Genomic DNA, 14,682 nt, shown 5'->3' on the forward strand with positions numbered 1-14,682 from the left:
GGAGATACGGGCATGACACGTGACGATCTGATGTTCCGCGACGGCCTGCTCTACGGGCAGCGTATCCTGGTGACGGGGGGCGGCACCGGGCTGGGCCGCGTGATGGCCGAGGCGTTCCTGATCCTGGGCGCCGAGGTGTTCATCTGCGGGCGGCGCGGCAGCGTGCTAGACGAGACCGCCGACGCGCTGACCGCCGCACACGGCGGCAAGGTGGTGGGGCTTGCCTGCGACATCCGCGACGATGCCGCGATCGAGGCGATGCTCGACCGGATCTGGAGCAACGGCGGCGCGCTGACCGGACTCGTCAACAACGCCGCGGGCAATTTCGTGAGCCGCACCGAGGACCTGTCGATCCGCGGGTTCGACGCGATCTCCTCGATCGTCTTCCGCGGCTCGTTCGCGGTGACGCTGGCATGCGGCAAGCGTTGGATCGCACAAGGCATCCCGGCATCGGTGCTGTCGATCCTCGCCACCTGGGTGTGGAACGGATCGGCGTTCACCGTGCCGAGCGCGATGAGCAAGGCGGGCATCAACGTGATGTCGCAGAGCCTGGCGGTGGAATGGGCCGATCGTGGCATCCGGCTGAACTGCATCGCGCCGGGCACCTTCCCCACCGAGGGAATGTCCGCGCGGCTGCGCCCGACCGACGGCGACGGCGCGTTCCGCGACACCAGCGACTATCCGATGGGGCGCGTCGGGCGGATGCCCGAGCTCGCCAACCTTGCCGCCTTCCTGATGTCGCGCCAGGCCGAATATCTCACCGGGCAGACGATCGCGATCGACGGCGCGCGCTTCCTCGCGACGGGGGGCAACTTCGCCTCGCTGCGCGCGTGGGACGACGATCAATGGGCCGCGGCGCGCGATTCGATCCGCGCCACGACGGCGAAGGACAAGGCTGCGCGCACCGCGTGACGGGCGGCGCACGGAGCGTGCGGCACCGCGCCAAACGGCTGCGGCCTTGAACGATCGGAAACCGCCGCGTTAAAGGTGCGGCAACGACGATGGCGCGGCGACCGCAAGCCGCGCCGCCGGATGGGGAGAAGCGAAATGTTGCAGGGCATCCGGGTCGTCGAACTGGCCACCTATGTCGCGGGACCGGGGGCGTGCGGGCTGCTCGCCGACTGGGGCGCCGAAGTGATCAAGATCGAGGCGCCGGGCGGCGATCCGTTCCGCGGCTTCTACGCCTCCGTCGGGCGCGACGACGTCGAGAACCGCGTGTTCGAGAACGACAATCGCGGCAAGCGATCGATCGTGCTCAACCTCGCGCAGTCCGACGATGCCGAGGTGCTGCGCCGGCTGCTCGCCACCGCCGACGTGTTCGTCACCAACACGCGGCCGCAGAGCCTCGAGCGGCTCGGCATCTCCTGGGAGCAGATCCGCGCGATCAAGCCCGATCTGATCTTCGCTAATTTCACCGGCTACGGCCCGGTCGGCGAGGACGCCGACAAGCCGGGGTTCGACATCACCGCCTTCTGGGCGCGCTCGGGGCTGTGCTCGCTGGGCACGGTGAAGGGCGGCGATCCGGCGCAGCTGCGCACCGGGATCGGCGATCACATGTCGGCGATGGGGCTGGCGGCGGGGATCATGGCCGCGCTGTTCCACCGCGAGCGGACCGGCGAGGGGCAGAAGATCGAGACGTCGCTGCTGCGCATGGGCGTTTACGCCGGCAGCAGCGAGCATGCCGTGCAGCTGCAGATGGGCAAGCTCGCCTCGACCAAATCGCGGCCCGAGGCGATCAACCCGCTCAACAACTTCTTCCGCACCGCCGACGGCCAGTGGTTCGTCGCGGTGCCGCGGCAGGGATCGAGTGACTGGCCGCGCTTCGCGCGTGCGATCGGCCGCCCCGAGCTGATCGAGGACCCGCGCTTCGATTCGATCCGTCAGCGCCGCACCAACGGCGCGGAGGTGGTAGCGATCCTCGACGCGGGCTTCGGCGCGATGACGTGGGACGAGGCGCGCGCGGCGCTGACGCGCGAGAATCTCGTCTTCTCCCCCGTCCTGTCGGTCGGCCAGGCGACCAAGGATCCGCAGGTGCTGGCGGCGGGCTGCTACGTCGATGTGCCCGACGACGCGGGCGAGACGATGCGCCTGCCCGCGACGCCGATCGATTTCGGCGCCGCGCTGCCGCCGCGCCGCCGCGCGCCCGCGCTCGACGCCGACGGGGCTGCGATCCGCGCCGATCTCGGCCTCGCCAGCGTCGCGGGCGCAGCCTGAGCGCGGCGGCCGGACGAGGGGAACAGATGGCAAAGGCGATCGAGGCGGCGGCGCCCGCTGCTGGCCGTAGCGAAGGCCCGTCGCGCGACGTGCTGCTCACCGCGGCGAGCGACCTGATGATCGAGCTTGGCACGCCCGAAGTCTCGCTCCACGCGATCGCGCGCAAGGCGGGCGTCACCGCGCCGCTCGTCAAATATTATTTCGGCAGCAAGGAAGGGCTGTTAGTCGCGCTGGTCGAGCGCGACACGGCGCGCTCGCTCGCGCAGCTCGAGGGGTTGAACGCGATGGCGCTCGATCCGCTCGCCAAGCTCAAGATCCACATCGCCGGGATCGCGCGCACCTACAGCCGCTATCCCTATCTCGTCGGGCTGCTCAACCACCTGCTGCGCGAGACGCGCAACGAGGCGTCGGAGCGGATCAAGGCGAGCTTCGTCACGCCGCTGATCGACGCGCAGCGCCGCATCATCGAGGAGGGCGTCGCCGCGGGGCAGCTGCGCCCGATCGACCCCGACCAGCTGTATTTCATCATCGTCGGCGCGTGCCAGTATCTCTTCTCCTCGCGCGTCGCCTTCGCCGACATCATGGGCGGCAAGTTCGCCGATCCGGCGTTCGCGCGCGACTTTCCCAACGCCGTGCTCGACGTGATCCTGAACGGGCTGCGCGCCGAACGACGGTAACGCTTGCCCGGCCGACGCCTCCCGACTATCGCCATTTAACGATAGTTAAACGAGGCGAGGGCTTGATGCACGGCACCCAGACGGCGCGCGACGACAAGGCCGCCTTCTCCATCTCGCCAGGACGTCGCAGTTACGTCCTGATCCTGCTGACGGTCATCTACACGCTTGCCTTTATCGACCGTCAAATCATCAACATTCTCGCCGAGCCGATCAAGACCGACCTCCATCTCGCCGACTGGCAGATGGGCGCGCTGTCGGGCTTCGCCTTTGCGCTGCTCTACACCACCTTCGGGTTGCCTGCGGCGCGACTGACCGAGCGCGGCAACCGATCGTGGATCATCGCCGGCGCGGTGACGCTGTGGAGCGCGTTCACCGCGCTGTCGGGCTTCGCCAACAACTTCGTCCACCTGCTGCTCGCGCGCACCGGCGTCGGCATCGGCGAGGCGGGGTGCGTACCCGCCGCGCACTCGCTGATCAGCGACATCACGCCCAAGGACAAGCGGGCGAGCGCGCTGGCTGTCTTCTCGATGGGGCTGCCGCTCGGCTCGCTCGTCGGGCTGGCGATGGGCGGCGTCGTCGCGGGAGCGTTCGGCTGGCGTACCGCCTTCTTCCTCGTCGGGCTGCCCGGCATCGCGCTCGCGCTGCTCACGCTCCTGACGGTGCGCGATCCACGACCGAGCGGGCGCGCCGTCACCGCCGGCGGCGAGGACGTGTTGAGCGTGAAGGGCGTGTTCCGCCATTTGCGCCAGCGGCCGAGCTTCGTGTGGATGACAATGGGTGCCGCGTTGCTCGCCGCGACCGGCTATGCCCACCAGACCTTCTACGGTTCGTTCTTCCTGCGCAATCACGGTCCCGCGCTCGATTATTGGGCGGGCGTGTTCGGCCTGAGCAACAAGCTCGCGTTCCTCGGCATCGCGCTCGGCCTCATTATCGGTATCGCCGGCACGATGGGCACGGGGATCGGCGGGCGGATGGCGGATCGCGCCGCGGCGATCCACCCGTCGGGCTATATGAAGGTGCCCGCCTGGTCGACGCTGATCGCAATCCCGTTCCTTGTCGCCGCGTTCCTGGTGCCGAGCGCGATGGCAGCGCTGGCGCTGCTGCTGGTGCCTCATTTCATGAAGGCGATGTGGTACGGCCCGGTCTTCGCATGCGTGCAGGGGATGGTGGCGCCGCGCTCGCGCGCGACGGCGATCGCGGTGTTCCTGTTCTTCGTCAACGCGATCGGGCTCGGCATGGGGCCGGTGATCGCCGGCGCGATGAGCGACCTGCTGGCAAAGACGATGGGCGCCGACGAGGGGCTGCGCGTCGCGATGATCGTATTCGCGGTAATGCTGGTGGCGGCGACCGCCTGCTTCCGCAAGGCCGGCCGCACGCTGGCGGACGATCTGGTGAGCTAGCCCGTCCGCACGCGCGTCACGCTCCGCCCGTCACCTTGCGCACCGCATCGTCGACTGGCACGTCGTGCAGCACGCGGTAGCGCGCCTCGATGAAGCTGAAGATCCCAAAGCCGAGCAGGCCCACCGCGACGAGGAGGTCGACCGGGCTCGACAGCCAGTCGATCGCCTCCGCCATGCCCCCGGCGGCGCTCGCCCGATCGGAGAAACCGGCGCGCAGCAGGAAGAAGCCGGTGACGAGGAAGATCAGTCCGCGCGCGGCGTAGCCGAGCCGCCCGCTCCATTGCACCCACGCCCGGCGCGCCGCGCCTGGCTCTAGATAGCGCAGGAAGCCGGCCTTGACCGCCTTCGCCAATTGCACGCCGCCGACGACGAGCAGCAGCACGCCGCCGAGCATCACGAGGAAGGTGCCGCCGGGCAGCGCGAGCGCCGTCTGCGTGCCCTGCTCGGCACTGTCCTTTGCCGCCTTTATCCCCTGCATCAGCCGCACCGCCTGATAGGTGAGGAACAAGTGCACGATCCCGCTGATCGCCGCGCCCGCGCGCTCGACCAACCCTTTGCCTTCACTGCCGTGCCGCTCGATGTCGAAGGCAGCGTCGCTCAGCCGCCACAGGCCATAGGCGAACAGCCCCGCCGCCATGATCGCGAGCAGCACGCGCCCGCCGCCGTCGCCTAGATAGGCGAGTGCGCCGGCGGGATCCTCCGTTCGCCCGGTGCGCAGCACGAGGATGGCGATGACAGTGTAGAGCAGGCCGCGAGTGGCAAAACCGACACGGGTCAGCAGCGTGAGCGATGAACTGGCCGACATAATAACCCCTTCTATCGCGACGCAAACATCCAGCCGAACGCTTTCGTTCCGCTGCAGGAACGGTGCGTCGTTCGTCAAAAGGAAAGGGCATGTTGCGTCTCGCCTTAGTAGAATTAGACCATTTCGCGGCAAGACCAAGCAGCGGTAAGGGGGCGCCAGGGGAGGAATAGCTGATGCTGAAATCGGTCAAGGCTGGCGGGGCTGGTGGTGTGATGAAAGCGTTGCAGTATGGAAACTCCGATACCGAAGCGTTCATCGATATCTGCTACCATGCTATCCTAGGCCGCGCGCCGGATCAGGTAGGTCTGAGAAATTACGGAACGATGATTGCCGCGGCACCCAATCGCGAAACGTTGATCGCCGTCGTTCGATCGATCGTGATGAGCGAGGAAGCGGGCAAGTATCGCGATCATCACCTTTCGATCAATCGGTAAGATGATGAACTTTCCCTTATATCAGTAATCTATCACTATATGGTTTCAAACGCGGCAGTAGCGGCGATAGCTTTCAATCTACAGAAAAGCGAACGCACCGTGACGCTACATTCGCCGACATGCACAGGCCAAGCCGCGTAATCGCCGGGCAATTCGGCAACCTGGATCAAGTCGACGGAATGATCGCTGGCGCGTCCGCCAACATCGGTTATCGATCACGATCATGTTCGACGATGGGGCATCCGGCATTCTTCGGGCGGACGGCGATGGTGGGCCGGGCGGTCAATTGGTCGAGGATGTCGACATCGACAGTTCGATCTGCGTCCCCGTCCGTGACGAGGCGCGGCTGCTTCCGCAGTTGCTGGCGTCGCTCGCCGGTCTGCGCGTCGGCCGCGCGCGGGTGAGAATCTTTCTCTATTTCGACGGCTGCAACGATGACGGCGTCGCGATCGCGCGGCAGGCCGCCGACAATCTCCCGCACCCCCTGCACTTCGTACTGGGCGAGCGGCAGGCTGAGCCCAATGCCGGCTACGCGCGCGGCGCGGCGATGGCGCTCGCGCTCGAGCAGGTCGGCACGGGCCCTGCCCTCCTGTTCACCACCGACGCCGACAGCCGGCCGCAGCCCGACTGGATCACGGCGGGGATCGCGGCGCTGCGCGAGGCGGATGTCGTCGCGGGGCGGATCCGGCGCGACGATGCCGCCGGCGATCCGGCGCAGCAGCGGATCGAGGATTATTACGATCGCCTGCATCGCTACCGCCGTCGGCTGGATCCCGTCGCCTGGGAGGCTGGTGACACGCATCATTTCGGCGGCGGCGCGAACCTCGCGATGACAGCCGACGCGTATCGCACGCTGGGCGGCTTCCGCGCGCTCGCGCACGGCGAGGATGCGACGCTGCTCGACGATGCCGCGCGACTGGGGCTGTGCGTGCGGCGCGACGCGGGGATGGTGGTCGACACGTCGTCGCGGCGGGAGGGGCGTGCGGTGAACGGGCTGGCGGACGCGCTTCAGGCGATCGACCGCGGCGCGGTGCAGATGGTCGCGCACCCGGCAAGCGTGGCGTGGCAGGCGCGCGCCCACGCGCTCGCGCGGCGGACCTTCGGCGCGATCGACGATGCCGCGCCGCTGGCGGCGCTGATCGGGCTGTCGACGGATCATCTCCGCGGCGTCGCACGCGACTGCCCCAATGGCGAGGCGTTCGCGATGCGCGTGGTGCCGGCGGCGCCGGGGCACGACCGGCTGGTGACGCTGGCGGTGGCCGAGGCGGCGCTCGCGGCACTGGAAGCCGAAGCGTGCGGGATAGCGGCATGACGGAAATCGCCGAGGCGTTGCACGCCGCAATCGCTGCGGCGGGATGGCACGTTGCGCCGCCGCGCGACCCTGGCGATGCGGCGGCGTATCTCACGCTGCTGCGGCCGCTCTACGCCGCGGGACGGCGCGATCTTCCGCTCGGCCGACTGCTCGAGGGGCATGTCGACGCGGTACAGATCGTGCAGCGCTACGGCGACGTGGGCCAGCAGGCGGCGCTGGCGGCCGCGCTCGCCGGCGGCGCGATGCTCGGCGTGTGGAATGCGGCGCTGCCGGGCGTGCCGCTGATGCTCGACGGCGGACGGCTGGAGGGCGGCAAGAGCTATGCCTCGGGCGCGGGCGTGCTGAGCCACGCGCTGGTTACCGCCGACACGCCAGCGGGCCAGCAACTGCTGCTGCTCGATCTCGCCAGCGTCGTACCGGCGATCGAGCGCGACTGGTGGCGCGTCACGGGGATGCAGCGATCGGAAACGCATCAGGCGCGGTGGCGCGGCGCGGCGGTGCCGGACGATGCGTTGATCGGCGCGCCGGGCTGCTACGCGACCGAGCCGCATTTCAGCGGCGGCGCGCTGCGCTTCGTCGCGGTGCATGCCGGCGGGATCGCCGCGCTTTTCGACCACACGCGCGACCATCTCGTCGCCGCGGCGCGCGCCGACGATCCGTTTCAGGCGGCGCGGCTCGCCGAGCTGTTCGCGCTCGCGGCGGGCGCGGCGGCGACGGTCCGCGATACCGCGTGCGGCTGGTTCGAGGATGAGGGCGAGGCGCGGCTCGCGCGCGTCGCCGCCGCCCGGCTGGCGGTCACCGAGGCAGCCGAGCGCGCGATCATCCTTGCGCAGCAGGCGGTGGGGCTGCTGGGGCAGTTTCTCGCGCATCCGCTCGCCGCGACGCTCGCCGACCTCTCGGTCTACGTGCGTCAGCCAGCGCCCGATGCGCAGCGGCTGCGCGTCGGGCGCGCAGTGCGCGACGGTCTGCTGTCACCCGACCTGTGAGGCTGGCGCTGGGCGGCATCCGATCGGCGCTGATCGTCGCGCCGCATCCGGACGACGAGATCATCGGCGGCGCGGGGTTGATCGCGGCGCTGCGCCTGCGCGGTGCAACGGTGCGCGTCGTGATCGTGTCCGATGGGGGCGCTTCGCATCCCGGCAGCACCGCCTGGCCGCGCGCGCGGCTCGTCGCCGAGCGCCGGCGCGAGAGCCGCCGCGCGCTGCTCCGTCTGGCAGTGCCGGCGGATGCGGTGACCTTTGTCGGCCTGCCGGACGGTGCGCTCGCCGCGCAGGGGGAGGCGTGCCGCCGGACGCTTCGCCGCCTCGTCGCGCAGACCGAACCGACGCTGATCGTCGCGCCCGCGGCGAGCGACGCGCACCCCGATCACCGTGCGGTGGCCGCCGCGCTGCGGGAGATCCGCACGCCGGCGCGGCGGCTCGACTATCAGGTGTGGCCGCCGCGCGGGCGGCATCCGCGCGCGATCACGCTCGTCGTCGCGCGGGGCGCGGCGGCGAAGCGTTCGCTGATCCGCGCGCACCGCACACAGCTGGGCGCGATCCGCGACGATCCCGCGGGCTTCGCGATCGCGCGGCACGAGCTCGCCGCCTTCGCGCATCCGCTCGAACGCTTCGTGGCGCAGCAACGGTGAGCGCGATCGGGCTGGACGGTTTCGCGGCCAAATTCGCCGGCGACGCCGATCCGTGGCGTACCTTTACCGACCGTGACGAGGCGGTGAAGCGCACCGCGATCCTCCACGCGCTGGGGCCGGGCCCGATCGGCCGCGTGCTCGAACTTGCCAGCGGCAACGGATCGAACAGCGTAGGCATCGCAACGCGCGCGCTGCGGCTCGACGCGACCGAGGGCACGGCGGAGGGCACGGCGCTGACGGCACGCGCCATCGCCTGCTATCCCCGCGCCGAAGCGACGCAGTTGCCGCTGCCTGGCGCGTTCCCGCATCTGCGCTACGACGCGATCGTCGTCGCAGAGCTACTTTATTACCTGTCCGTGCGTGAGATGGCGGCGGTGGCGCGCGACGCGCGTGCGGCCTTGCGTCCAGGCGGCAGGCTGGTTCTCGCGCACCACCGCATCGACTTCTACGATTTCGCGCAGCGTGCCGGCGCGATCAACGCGCGATTTCTGCGTGCGGCGGGCGGGCGGTGGCGTGTGCAGGCGGTACGCGCGACGCGGCGTTGGGAAGTCGTCGTCGCCAATCAGTGACTTGGCAGAAAAGTCGGTTGCGGACACGAAATGATACGCGTGCGGTAGAACCGTTTCGGCCGCGAAGCGTTTGTGTCCGGTGCGGGGGAAATTTCTACTGATCGCCGGGGCTGCCGGCGTGCTGTCGGCGTGCAATCGCCACCAGTCGACGCTGGCGCCGTTCGGTGCCGACGCCGCCGATATCCGGCATCTTTTCATCGTAATGCTGATCGGCGCCGTCGTGATCGCGATCGGCGTCGCGCTGCTGATGCGGCACGCGGTACGCGCGCCCGAAGGCGAACTGACCCACAAGGGCGGCATGCGGCTGGTGCTGTGGCTCGGCGGGATCATCCCGACCGTCGTCCTGCTCGGCCTCCTCGCCTATTCGCTGCCGTTCATGAAGCCGCGGCCGACCGCGCCCGCCGACCTCAGGATCGGCGTGGAGGGCGAACAATTCTGGTGGCGGGTGATCTATCGGCCCGCCGGCGCCCCGGCAGTGACGAGCGCCAACGAGGTGCGCATCCCCGTCGGGCGCACGGTCGCATTTGAGCTGGCGGCGGGCGATGTCGTCCACAGTTTCTGGATTCCCGGGCTCGCCGGCAAGATGGACATGATCCCCGGCCGCACCAACCGGCTGGTGGTGCGTGCCGACGCGCCCGGCCGGTACCGCGGGCAGTGCACCGAATTCTGCGGGCTGAGCCACGCGCTGATGGCGTTCGACGTCGTCGCGATGCCTGCGCCGGCATTCGACGCCTGGCTGGCGCGCGAGCGGCAGCCGGCGACCGCCGTGGCCGACGCGGCCGGCGCTCGCGCCTTCGCTGCCAACGGCTGCGCCGCATGTCACAGTGTCCGCGGCGCTGGCGCGACGTCTGCGATCGGGCCGGATCTGACGCACTTCGGCACGCGGCGTACGTTGGCGGCGGGGATCCTGCCGATGACGACCGCCAACGTCGCCGCGTTCATCCGCCATCCCGAGGCGGCCAAGCCCGGCGTGCGCATGCCCGCCTTTCCCCATATCTCGCAAGCGGAGGCGACTGAGATCGCGCGCTATTTGCAGGGCCTGAAATGAGCCTCTACGCCCAGGACGATACCGCGCTGCGCGCCGCGCAGGAAGAGCGGCTGCGCGCCGTGTGGAAGCCGCCGTCGGGCTGGTTCTTCCGCTGGACCGACGTCAACAACAACCGCGTCGGCGTGTGGTACACGCTGACGGCGTTCGGCTTCATGCTGTTCGCGGGCGTGCTGGCGCTGATCATGCGCACGCAGCTGGCGGTGCCCGAGAACAATCTCGTCTCGGCGAACACCTTTAACCAGTTGTTCACGCTGCACGGCTCGATGATGATGTTTCTGTTCGCCGTGCCGATGTTTGAGGCCGTGTCGATCATCCTCCTGCCGCAGCTCTTGGGCGCGCGCGACCTGCCCTTCCCGCGCCTTTCCGCCTTCGGTTACTGGAGCTTCCTGCTGGGCGGCGTGTTCGTCGGCGGATCGATCTTCTTCAACGCCGCGCCCGACGGCGGGTGGTTCATGTATCCGCCGTTGACGACGCGCACCGACCTCTCCGGCATCGGCGCCGATATCTGGATGCTCGGCCTCAGCTTCATCGAGGTATCGTCGGTCGCAGCGGCGGTGGAGCTGATCGTCGGCGTGCTGAAATGCCGCCCGCCGGGCATGCGGCTCAACCTGATGCCGCTCTACGCCTGGTACATCCTGGTCGTGGCGGTAATGATCCTGTTCGCCTTCCCGCCGCTGATCGCGGGCGACCTGCTGTTCGAAATGGAGCGGCTGCTCGGCTGGCCGTTCTTCGATGCGGCGAAGGGCGGCGATCCCTTGCTGTGGCAGCACCTGTTCTGGATCTTCGGCCATCCCGAAGTCTACATCGTCTTCCTGCCGTCGATCGCTTTGTTCGCGATGATGATCCCGACCTTCGCGCAGCGTCACCTGCTCGGCTATCCATGGATCGTGCTCGCCGCGGTCGGCACCGCCTTCCTGTCGTTCGGCCTGTGGGTGCACCACATGTTCGCGACCGGCCTGCCCAAGATCAGCCTCGCCTTCTTCTCCGCCGCGTCCGAAGCGGTGGCGATCCCCACGGGCGTGCAGATCTTCGCGTTCATCGCGACGCTGTGGGCGGGCAAGGTCAAATGGTCGACGCCGCTGCTTTACGCCAGCGGCAGCCTGGCGGTATTCGTGATCGGCGGGCTGACGGGGGTGATGGTGGCGATCGCGCCGTTCGACTGGCAGGCGCACGACACCTATTTCGTCGTCGCGCACCTCCATTACGTGCTGATCGGCGGGACGTTGCTGCCGCTGTTCGGCGGGCTCTATTATTACTGGCCGCTGATCACCGGAAAGAAGCTGAGCGACCGGCTGGGCCGCACCGCCTTCTGGATCATGTTCGTCGGCATCAACCTCACCTTCTTCCCGATGCATTTGTCGGGGCTGGAAGGGATGCCGCGGCGCGTCTTCACCTATCCCGCCGAGCTCAACATCGGCTGGCTCAACCTCGCCTCGACCGCGGGATCGTATCTCTTTGCGTCGGGCGTGCTGGTGCTGGTGATCGATCTGGCGCTGTCGCCGAGCCGCAAGAAGGCGCCGCGCAATCCGTGGAACGCGGGCACGCTCGAGTGGCTGGCGCATCCCGACGACGAGGATTGGGGCATACGATCGGTGCCGCTGATCGAGAGCCGCTATCCGATCTGGGACCAGAAGAACTTCGTCGCCAAGGTGGACGAGGGGCGCTTCTTCCTGCCCGATGCCGAGGAAGGCCGGCGTGAGACGATCATCACGTCGGTACTCGATGCGAAGCCGGTATCGGTGATCCGGCTGGGCACACCGAGCGTCAAGCCGATGATCACCGCGGTGGCGCTGGGATCGGTGTTCATCCTGACGACCTATCACCTGTACCTGGCGGCGGCGCTGTTCGGCGTCGTCACGCTCGGCTGCGTGCTGTGGTGGCTGTGGGATACCGCCGAGATCCCCGAGAAGCCGGAGAAGCCGATCGGCCACGGGATGACGATGCCGCTCTACCTGTCCGGCCCGGCGGCGCCCGGCTGGTGGGCGATGTTCATCACGATGATGGCGGATGCCACCGCCTTCTCCGGCCTCGTCTTCGGTTATTATTTCTACTGGACGATCCATCCCGATTTCGGTGCCGGGTTCGACGGGCCGGGAAGCGCCGGGCCGCTGCTCGCGCTGGCCTGCTCGCTCGGCAGCTGGGCGGCGACCGTGGCTGCGCGCGAGATGCACCGCCGCGGCGGCGTGACGGCGGCGCGCGGGCTGCTGATCGCGGGCGCAGGCGCGGCGGCGGCGAGCATCGCGGCGGGGCTCGGCAGCCTTGACGGGCTCGATCCGAAGGCGAACGTCTATCCGGCGATCGTCTGGGTGCTGGTGATCTGGACGGTGGCGCACGCCGCGGTCGGCATCGTGATGCAGCTCTACACGCTGGCGCGCAGCATCGCCGGCAAGATGGACCCGGCGCATGACGCCGATCTTCGCAACATCACCGTCTATCAGCACTTCTTCGCGCTGACCGCGATCGTCGCCTATCTCACCGTCGGGCTGTTCCCGGAGGCGGGGCTGTGAGGCGCTGGCTGAAACGCGCGCAGCGGCTGCGCGTCACCTTGTGGACGCTGATCGTGCCGCCGACGACGTGGGCGGTACATTTCCTGTTTTCGTACCTGTGGGCGGCGGTATCGTGTGCGAAGCTGGGCGAATGGGCGCGCTTTCCCACCGCCTTCGCGATCGGCACGGTTGCGGCGCTCGCCGTCATCGTCGTGTCCGGCATCATCGCGCTGCAACAGTCGCGCACCCCCGGCGACGTCGCGCCGCACGACGAGGGTACCGACGTCGATCGGCTGCGCTTCCTCGCCTATTCGACGCTGCTGCTCGCCGGATTGAGCTTCATCGGCGTGGTGTTCACCGCGCTTCCCGTCCTCGTGCTGAGCGATTGCCGGTGAGGCGCGGCGCTCTGGCGGCGGGGCTAGCGCTGTTCCCGCTCGGCTGGGCGGCGAGCAGCGTCACGGTCGGCGCGTGGGCGATGACCGGGCATATGGTGGCGCACATGATCGCGGTCGCGGTCGCGGCGCCGCTTGTCGCGTTCGGCGTGCAAGGCACGCGGGCCGATCCGGCAGGGCGCTGGCCGCGGGCAGCGACGCCGAGCGCCGCGGCGCTGATCGAGGCGATCGTCGTGTGGGGCTGGCACGTGCCCGCGCTGCGCCGGCTGGTTCACGATCACCCCGGCTGGCTGGTCGTCGAGCAGGCGAGCTTCCTTGCCGCGGGGCTGCTGCTGTGGGCCGCCGTGCTCGCGCCGCGGCATCGCATGGCTGGCGTCGGCGCGCTGCTTGTCACGTCGATGCACATGACGCTGCTCGGCGCGTTGATCGGCCTCGCACCGCGGCCGCTGTACGGCCATGGCGGCGTGGCGGCGCTGGCGGACCAGCAGGTCGCCGGCGTGGTGATGCTGCTGATCGGCGGGATCGCGTACCTCGTCGGCGGGCTGGTGATGCTAGGCCGGCTCCTCCAACACCGTGGCGAGGCGCCCGCATGACGATCCGCATCACTTGGGCGCGCGCGATCGCGACGCTCGTCGGCCTCGCGCTCGCCGGCCTGCTGTTCGCTTGGTCGGGCGTGTTCAACATCGCCGCATCGAGCGGGCATTGGGCGATTACCGACTGGTTCTTGCACTGGACGATGCGCAATTCGGTGCGCACGCACGCCGCCTTTTCCTCGCCCGACGATCCGATCGATCGCAGCGGGATGGTGAGCGCGGCGGGGCATTTCGCCAACGCCTGCTCGGTCTGCCACGGCGCGCCGGGCGTGAAGCCGGCGCCGGTGATGCAGGCGGCGACCCCGCCCGCGCCCAACCTCGCGATCAACGCGCGCGAGTGGACCGACAAGCAGCTGTTCTGGATCCTGCAGCACGGCGTCAAATACACCGGCATGCCCGCCTGGGCGGTGCAGGATCGTCCCGACGAGGTGCGCCGCATGGTCGCCTTCGTCCGCCAACTGCCCGAGATGCGTGCCGAGGAGTACAAGCAGCTCGTCGGCGAGGCGCAGCCGGGGCGCGACCTCGCCGCCTGCACCGGCTGCCACGGCGACGACGGGCGGGGGCGCGGCGCGGGAGACATTCCGATCCTCGGCGGGCAGCGGCCGGAGTATCTGCATGCCGCGCTGCGCGCCTATGCCGGCGGCCGCCGCTCGAGCGCGGTGATGCAGCAGGTGGCGATGCGGATGGAGCCCGCCGCGATGGCGAGCACCGCGCGGCAGTTCGCGGCGATGCCGGGGATCGGCGGCACGCTGCCCGCCCTGCCTGAGCAGTCCGCCGGCACCGCGCTGGCCGCGCGGATCGTCGCGCAGGGGCTGCCCGTCAAGCAGCTACCCGCCTGCGCTAGCTGCCACGCCGACGGTAAGCCCTATCCCGTCATAGCGGGGCAGCGTGCGGCTTATATCGCCGGGCGACTGCGTCAGTGGCGCGGCGACAAGAACGTCGTCGACGCGCGCAAGAGTCACGCGACGATGCCCGTCATCGCGCGCCGTATCCCTGAGGAGATGATCGACCCGCTCGCGCGCTACCTTGCCGCTGCGCGATAGGGCGGGCGTCGGTCGGTCCAGGGTGCGGCGGGGCAGCTTGCCGCCTAGCAAGAGTTCGCGGCGGGGCGGTCGCAACGGG

The 14,682-nt window shown here is 69.3% G+C and carries 15 protein-coding genes; 14 read left to right on the top strand and 1 reads right to left on the bottom strand.

Going from position 1 to position 14,682, the window contains the following annotated elements; all coding sequences use genetic code 11:
* Positions 1-12 precede the first annotated feature (12 nt).
* The 4 genes from F1C10_RS09460 to F1C10_RS09475 all read left to right on the top strand — a co-directional run bounded on the left by F1C10_RS09460 (position 13) and on the right by F1C10_RS09475 (position 4,291).
* Positions 13-912, top strand: coding sequence for an SDR family oxidoreductase (locus tag F1C10_RS09460; protein WP_185205703.1), 900 nt, complete (start codon positions 13-15; stop codon positions 910-912).
* A 135-nt stretch (positions 913-1,047) separates the two neighbouring features.
* On the top strand, positions 1,048-2,214 hold the full coding sequence (locus F1C10_RS09465) for a CaiB/BaiF CoA-transferase family protein (RefSeq protein WP_185205704.1): 1,167 nt from the start codon (positions 1,048-1,050) through the stop codon (positions 2,212-2,214).
* A 26-nt stretch (positions 2,215-2,240) separates the two neighbouring features.
* Positions 2,241-2,891 carry a TetR family transcriptional regulator gene (locus F1C10_RS09470; protein ID WP_185205705.1) on the top strand — a complete coding sequence of 217 codons (651 nt, stop codon included), beginning with the start codon at positions 2,241-2,243 and terminating at the stop codon, positions 2,889-2,891.
* Positions 2,892-2,956: 65 nt separating this feature from the next.
* Positions 2,957-4,291, top strand: a complete 1,335-nt coding sequence (locus tag F1C10_RS09475; protein ID WP_185205706.1) for an MFS transporter — start codon at positions 2,957-2,959, stop codon at positions 4,289-4,291.
* Positions 4,292-4,307: 16 nt separating this feature from the next.
* On the opposite strand, the gene F1C10_RS09480 is transcribed toward F1C10_RS09475, so the two are convergent.
* The gene (locus F1C10_RS09480) at positions 4,308-5,096 is read right to left on the bottom strand and encodes a DUF1206 domain-containing protein (RefSeq protein WP_185205707.1); all 789 of its coding nucleotides are present in this window, start codon (positions 5,094-5,096) and stop codon (positions 4,308-4,310) included.
* A gap of 173 nt (positions 5,097-5,269) precedes the next feature.
* On the opposite strand from F1C10_RS09480, the gene F1C10_RS09485 reads away from it, so the two are divergent.
* From F1C10_RS09485 to F1C10_RS09525, 10 genes are all read left to right on the top strand, one after another.
* Complete coding sequence (locus F1C10_RS09485) at positions 5,270-5,530, top strand: DUF4214 domain-containing protein (RefSeq protein WP_185205708.1); 261 nt, start codon at positions 5,270-5,272, stop codon at positions 5,528-5,530.
* Between the two features lie 223 nt (positions 5,531-5,753).
* Positions 5,754-6,842 (top strand): glycosyltransferase family 2 protein, encoded by a 1,089-nt coding sequence (locus F1C10_RS09490; RefSeq protein WP_185205709.1) that lies wholly within the window; start codon positions 5,754-5,756, stop codon positions 6,840-6,842.
* Positions 6,839-7,828 (top strand): acyl-CoA dehydrogenase, encoded by a 990-nt coding sequence (locus F1C10_RS09495; protein ID WP_185205710.1) that lies wholly within the window; start codon positions 6,839-6,841, stop codon positions 7,826-7,828. Before F1C10_RS09490 ends, F1C10_RS09495 begins: the two co-directional genes overlap by 4 nt.
* On the top strand, positions 7,825-8,472 hold the full coding sequence (locus F1C10_RS09500) for a PIG-L deacetylase family protein (RefSeq protein WP_185205711.1): 648 nt from the start codon (positions 7,825-7,827) through the stop codon (positions 8,470-8,472). The genes F1C10_RS09495 and F1C10_RS09500 overlap by 4 nt, the downstream gene beginning before the upstream one ends.
* Positions 8,469-9,041, top strand: a complete 573-nt coding sequence (locus tag F1C10_RS09505) for a methyltransferase (protein WP_185205713.1) — start codon at positions 8,469-8,471, stop codon at positions 9,039-9,041. The genes F1C10_RS09500 and F1C10_RS09505 overlap by 4 nt, the downstream gene beginning before the upstream one ends.
* Positions 9,042-9,120: 79 nt before the next feature.
* A complete protein-coding gene (gene coxB / locus F1C10_RS09510; protein WP_258042820.1) occupies positions 9,121-10,089 on the top strand; it encodes a cytochrome c oxidase subunit II in 969 nt (322 codons plus the stop codon).
* A complete protein-coding gene (gene ctaD, locus F1C10_RS09515) occupies positions 10,086-12,596 on the top strand; it encodes a cytochrome c oxidase subunit I (protein ID WP_185205714.1) in 2,511 nt (836 codons plus the stop codon). The genes coxB and ctaD overlap by 4 nt, the downstream gene beginning before the upstream one ends.
* Positions 12,593-12,970 (top strand): hypothetical protein, encoded by a 378-nt coding sequence (locus F1C10_RS16700; protein WP_256926587.1) that lies wholly within the window; start codon positions 12,593-12,595, stop codon positions 12,968-12,970. The genes ctaD and F1C10_RS16700 overlap by 4 nt, the downstream gene beginning before the upstream one ends.
* Entirely contained in the window at positions 12,967-13,560 is a 594-nt protein-coding gene (locus tag F1C10_RS09520) for a cytochrome c oxidase assembly protein (protein ID WP_258042821.1), read from the top strand. Before F1C10_RS16700 ends, F1C10_RS09520 begins: the two co-directional genes overlap by 4 nt.
* Positions 13,557-14,603 (top strand): c-type cytochrome, encoded by a 1,047-nt coding sequence (locus F1C10_RS09525; protein WP_185205716.1) that lies wholly within the window; start codon positions 13,557-13,559, stop codon positions 14,601-14,603. The genes F1C10_RS09520 and F1C10_RS09525 overlap by 4 nt, the downstream gene beginning before the upstream one ends.
* Positions 14,604-14,682 lie beyond the last annotated feature (79 nt).

It is taken from the genome of Sphingomonas sp. NBWT7, from assembly GCF_014217605.1.
Taxonomy (GTDB): Bacteria; Pseudomonadota; Alphaproteobacteria; order Sphingomonadales; family Sphingomonadaceae; genus Sphingomonas.

What these genes read in the sequence shown, in the direction of transcription:
- F1C10_RS09460 (WP_185205703.1), top strand. Translation starts at nt 13, where the DNA reads ATGACACGTGACGATCTGATGTTCCGCGACGGCCTGCTCTACGGGCAG.
- F1C10_RS09465 (WP_185205704.1), top strand. Translation starts at nt 1,048, where the DNA reads ATGTTGCAGGGCATCCGGGTCGTCGAACTGGCCACCTATGTCGCGGGA.
- F1C10_RS09470 (WP_185205705.1), top strand. Translation starts at nt 2,241, where the DNA reads ATGGCAAAGGCGATCGAGGCGGCGGCGCCCGCTGCTGGCCGTAGCGAA.
- F1C10_RS09475 (WP_185205706.1), top strand. Translation starts at nt 2,957, where the DNA reads ATGCACGGCACCCAGACGGCGCGCGACGACAAGGCCGCCTTCTCCATC.
- F1C10_RS09480 (WP_185205707.1), bottom strand. Translation starts at nt 5,096, where the DNA reads ATGTCGGCCAGTTCATCGCTCACGCTGCTGACCCGTGTCGGTTTTGCC.
- F1C10_RS09485 (WP_185205708.1), top strand. Translation starts at nt 5,270, where the DNA reads ATGCTGAAATCGGTCAAGGCTGGCGGGGCTGGTGGTGTGATGAAAGCG.
- F1C10_RS09490 (WP_185205709.1), top strand. Translation starts at nt 5,754, where the DNA reads ATGTTCGACGATGGGGCATCCGGCATTCTTCGGGCGGACGGCGATGGT.
- F1C10_RS09495 (WP_185205710.1), top strand. Translation starts at nt 6,839, where the DNA reads ATGACGGAAATCGCCGAGGCGTTGCACGCCGCAATCGCTGCGGCGGGA.
- ctaD (WP_185205714.1), top strand. Translation starts at nt 10,086, where the DNA reads ATGAGCCTCTACGCCCAGGACGATACCGCGCTGCGCGCCGCGCAGGAA.
- F1C10_RS09525 (WP_185205716.1), top strand. Translation starts at nt 13,557, where the DNA reads ATGACGATCCGCATCACTTGGGCGCGCGCGATCGCGACGCTCGTCGGC.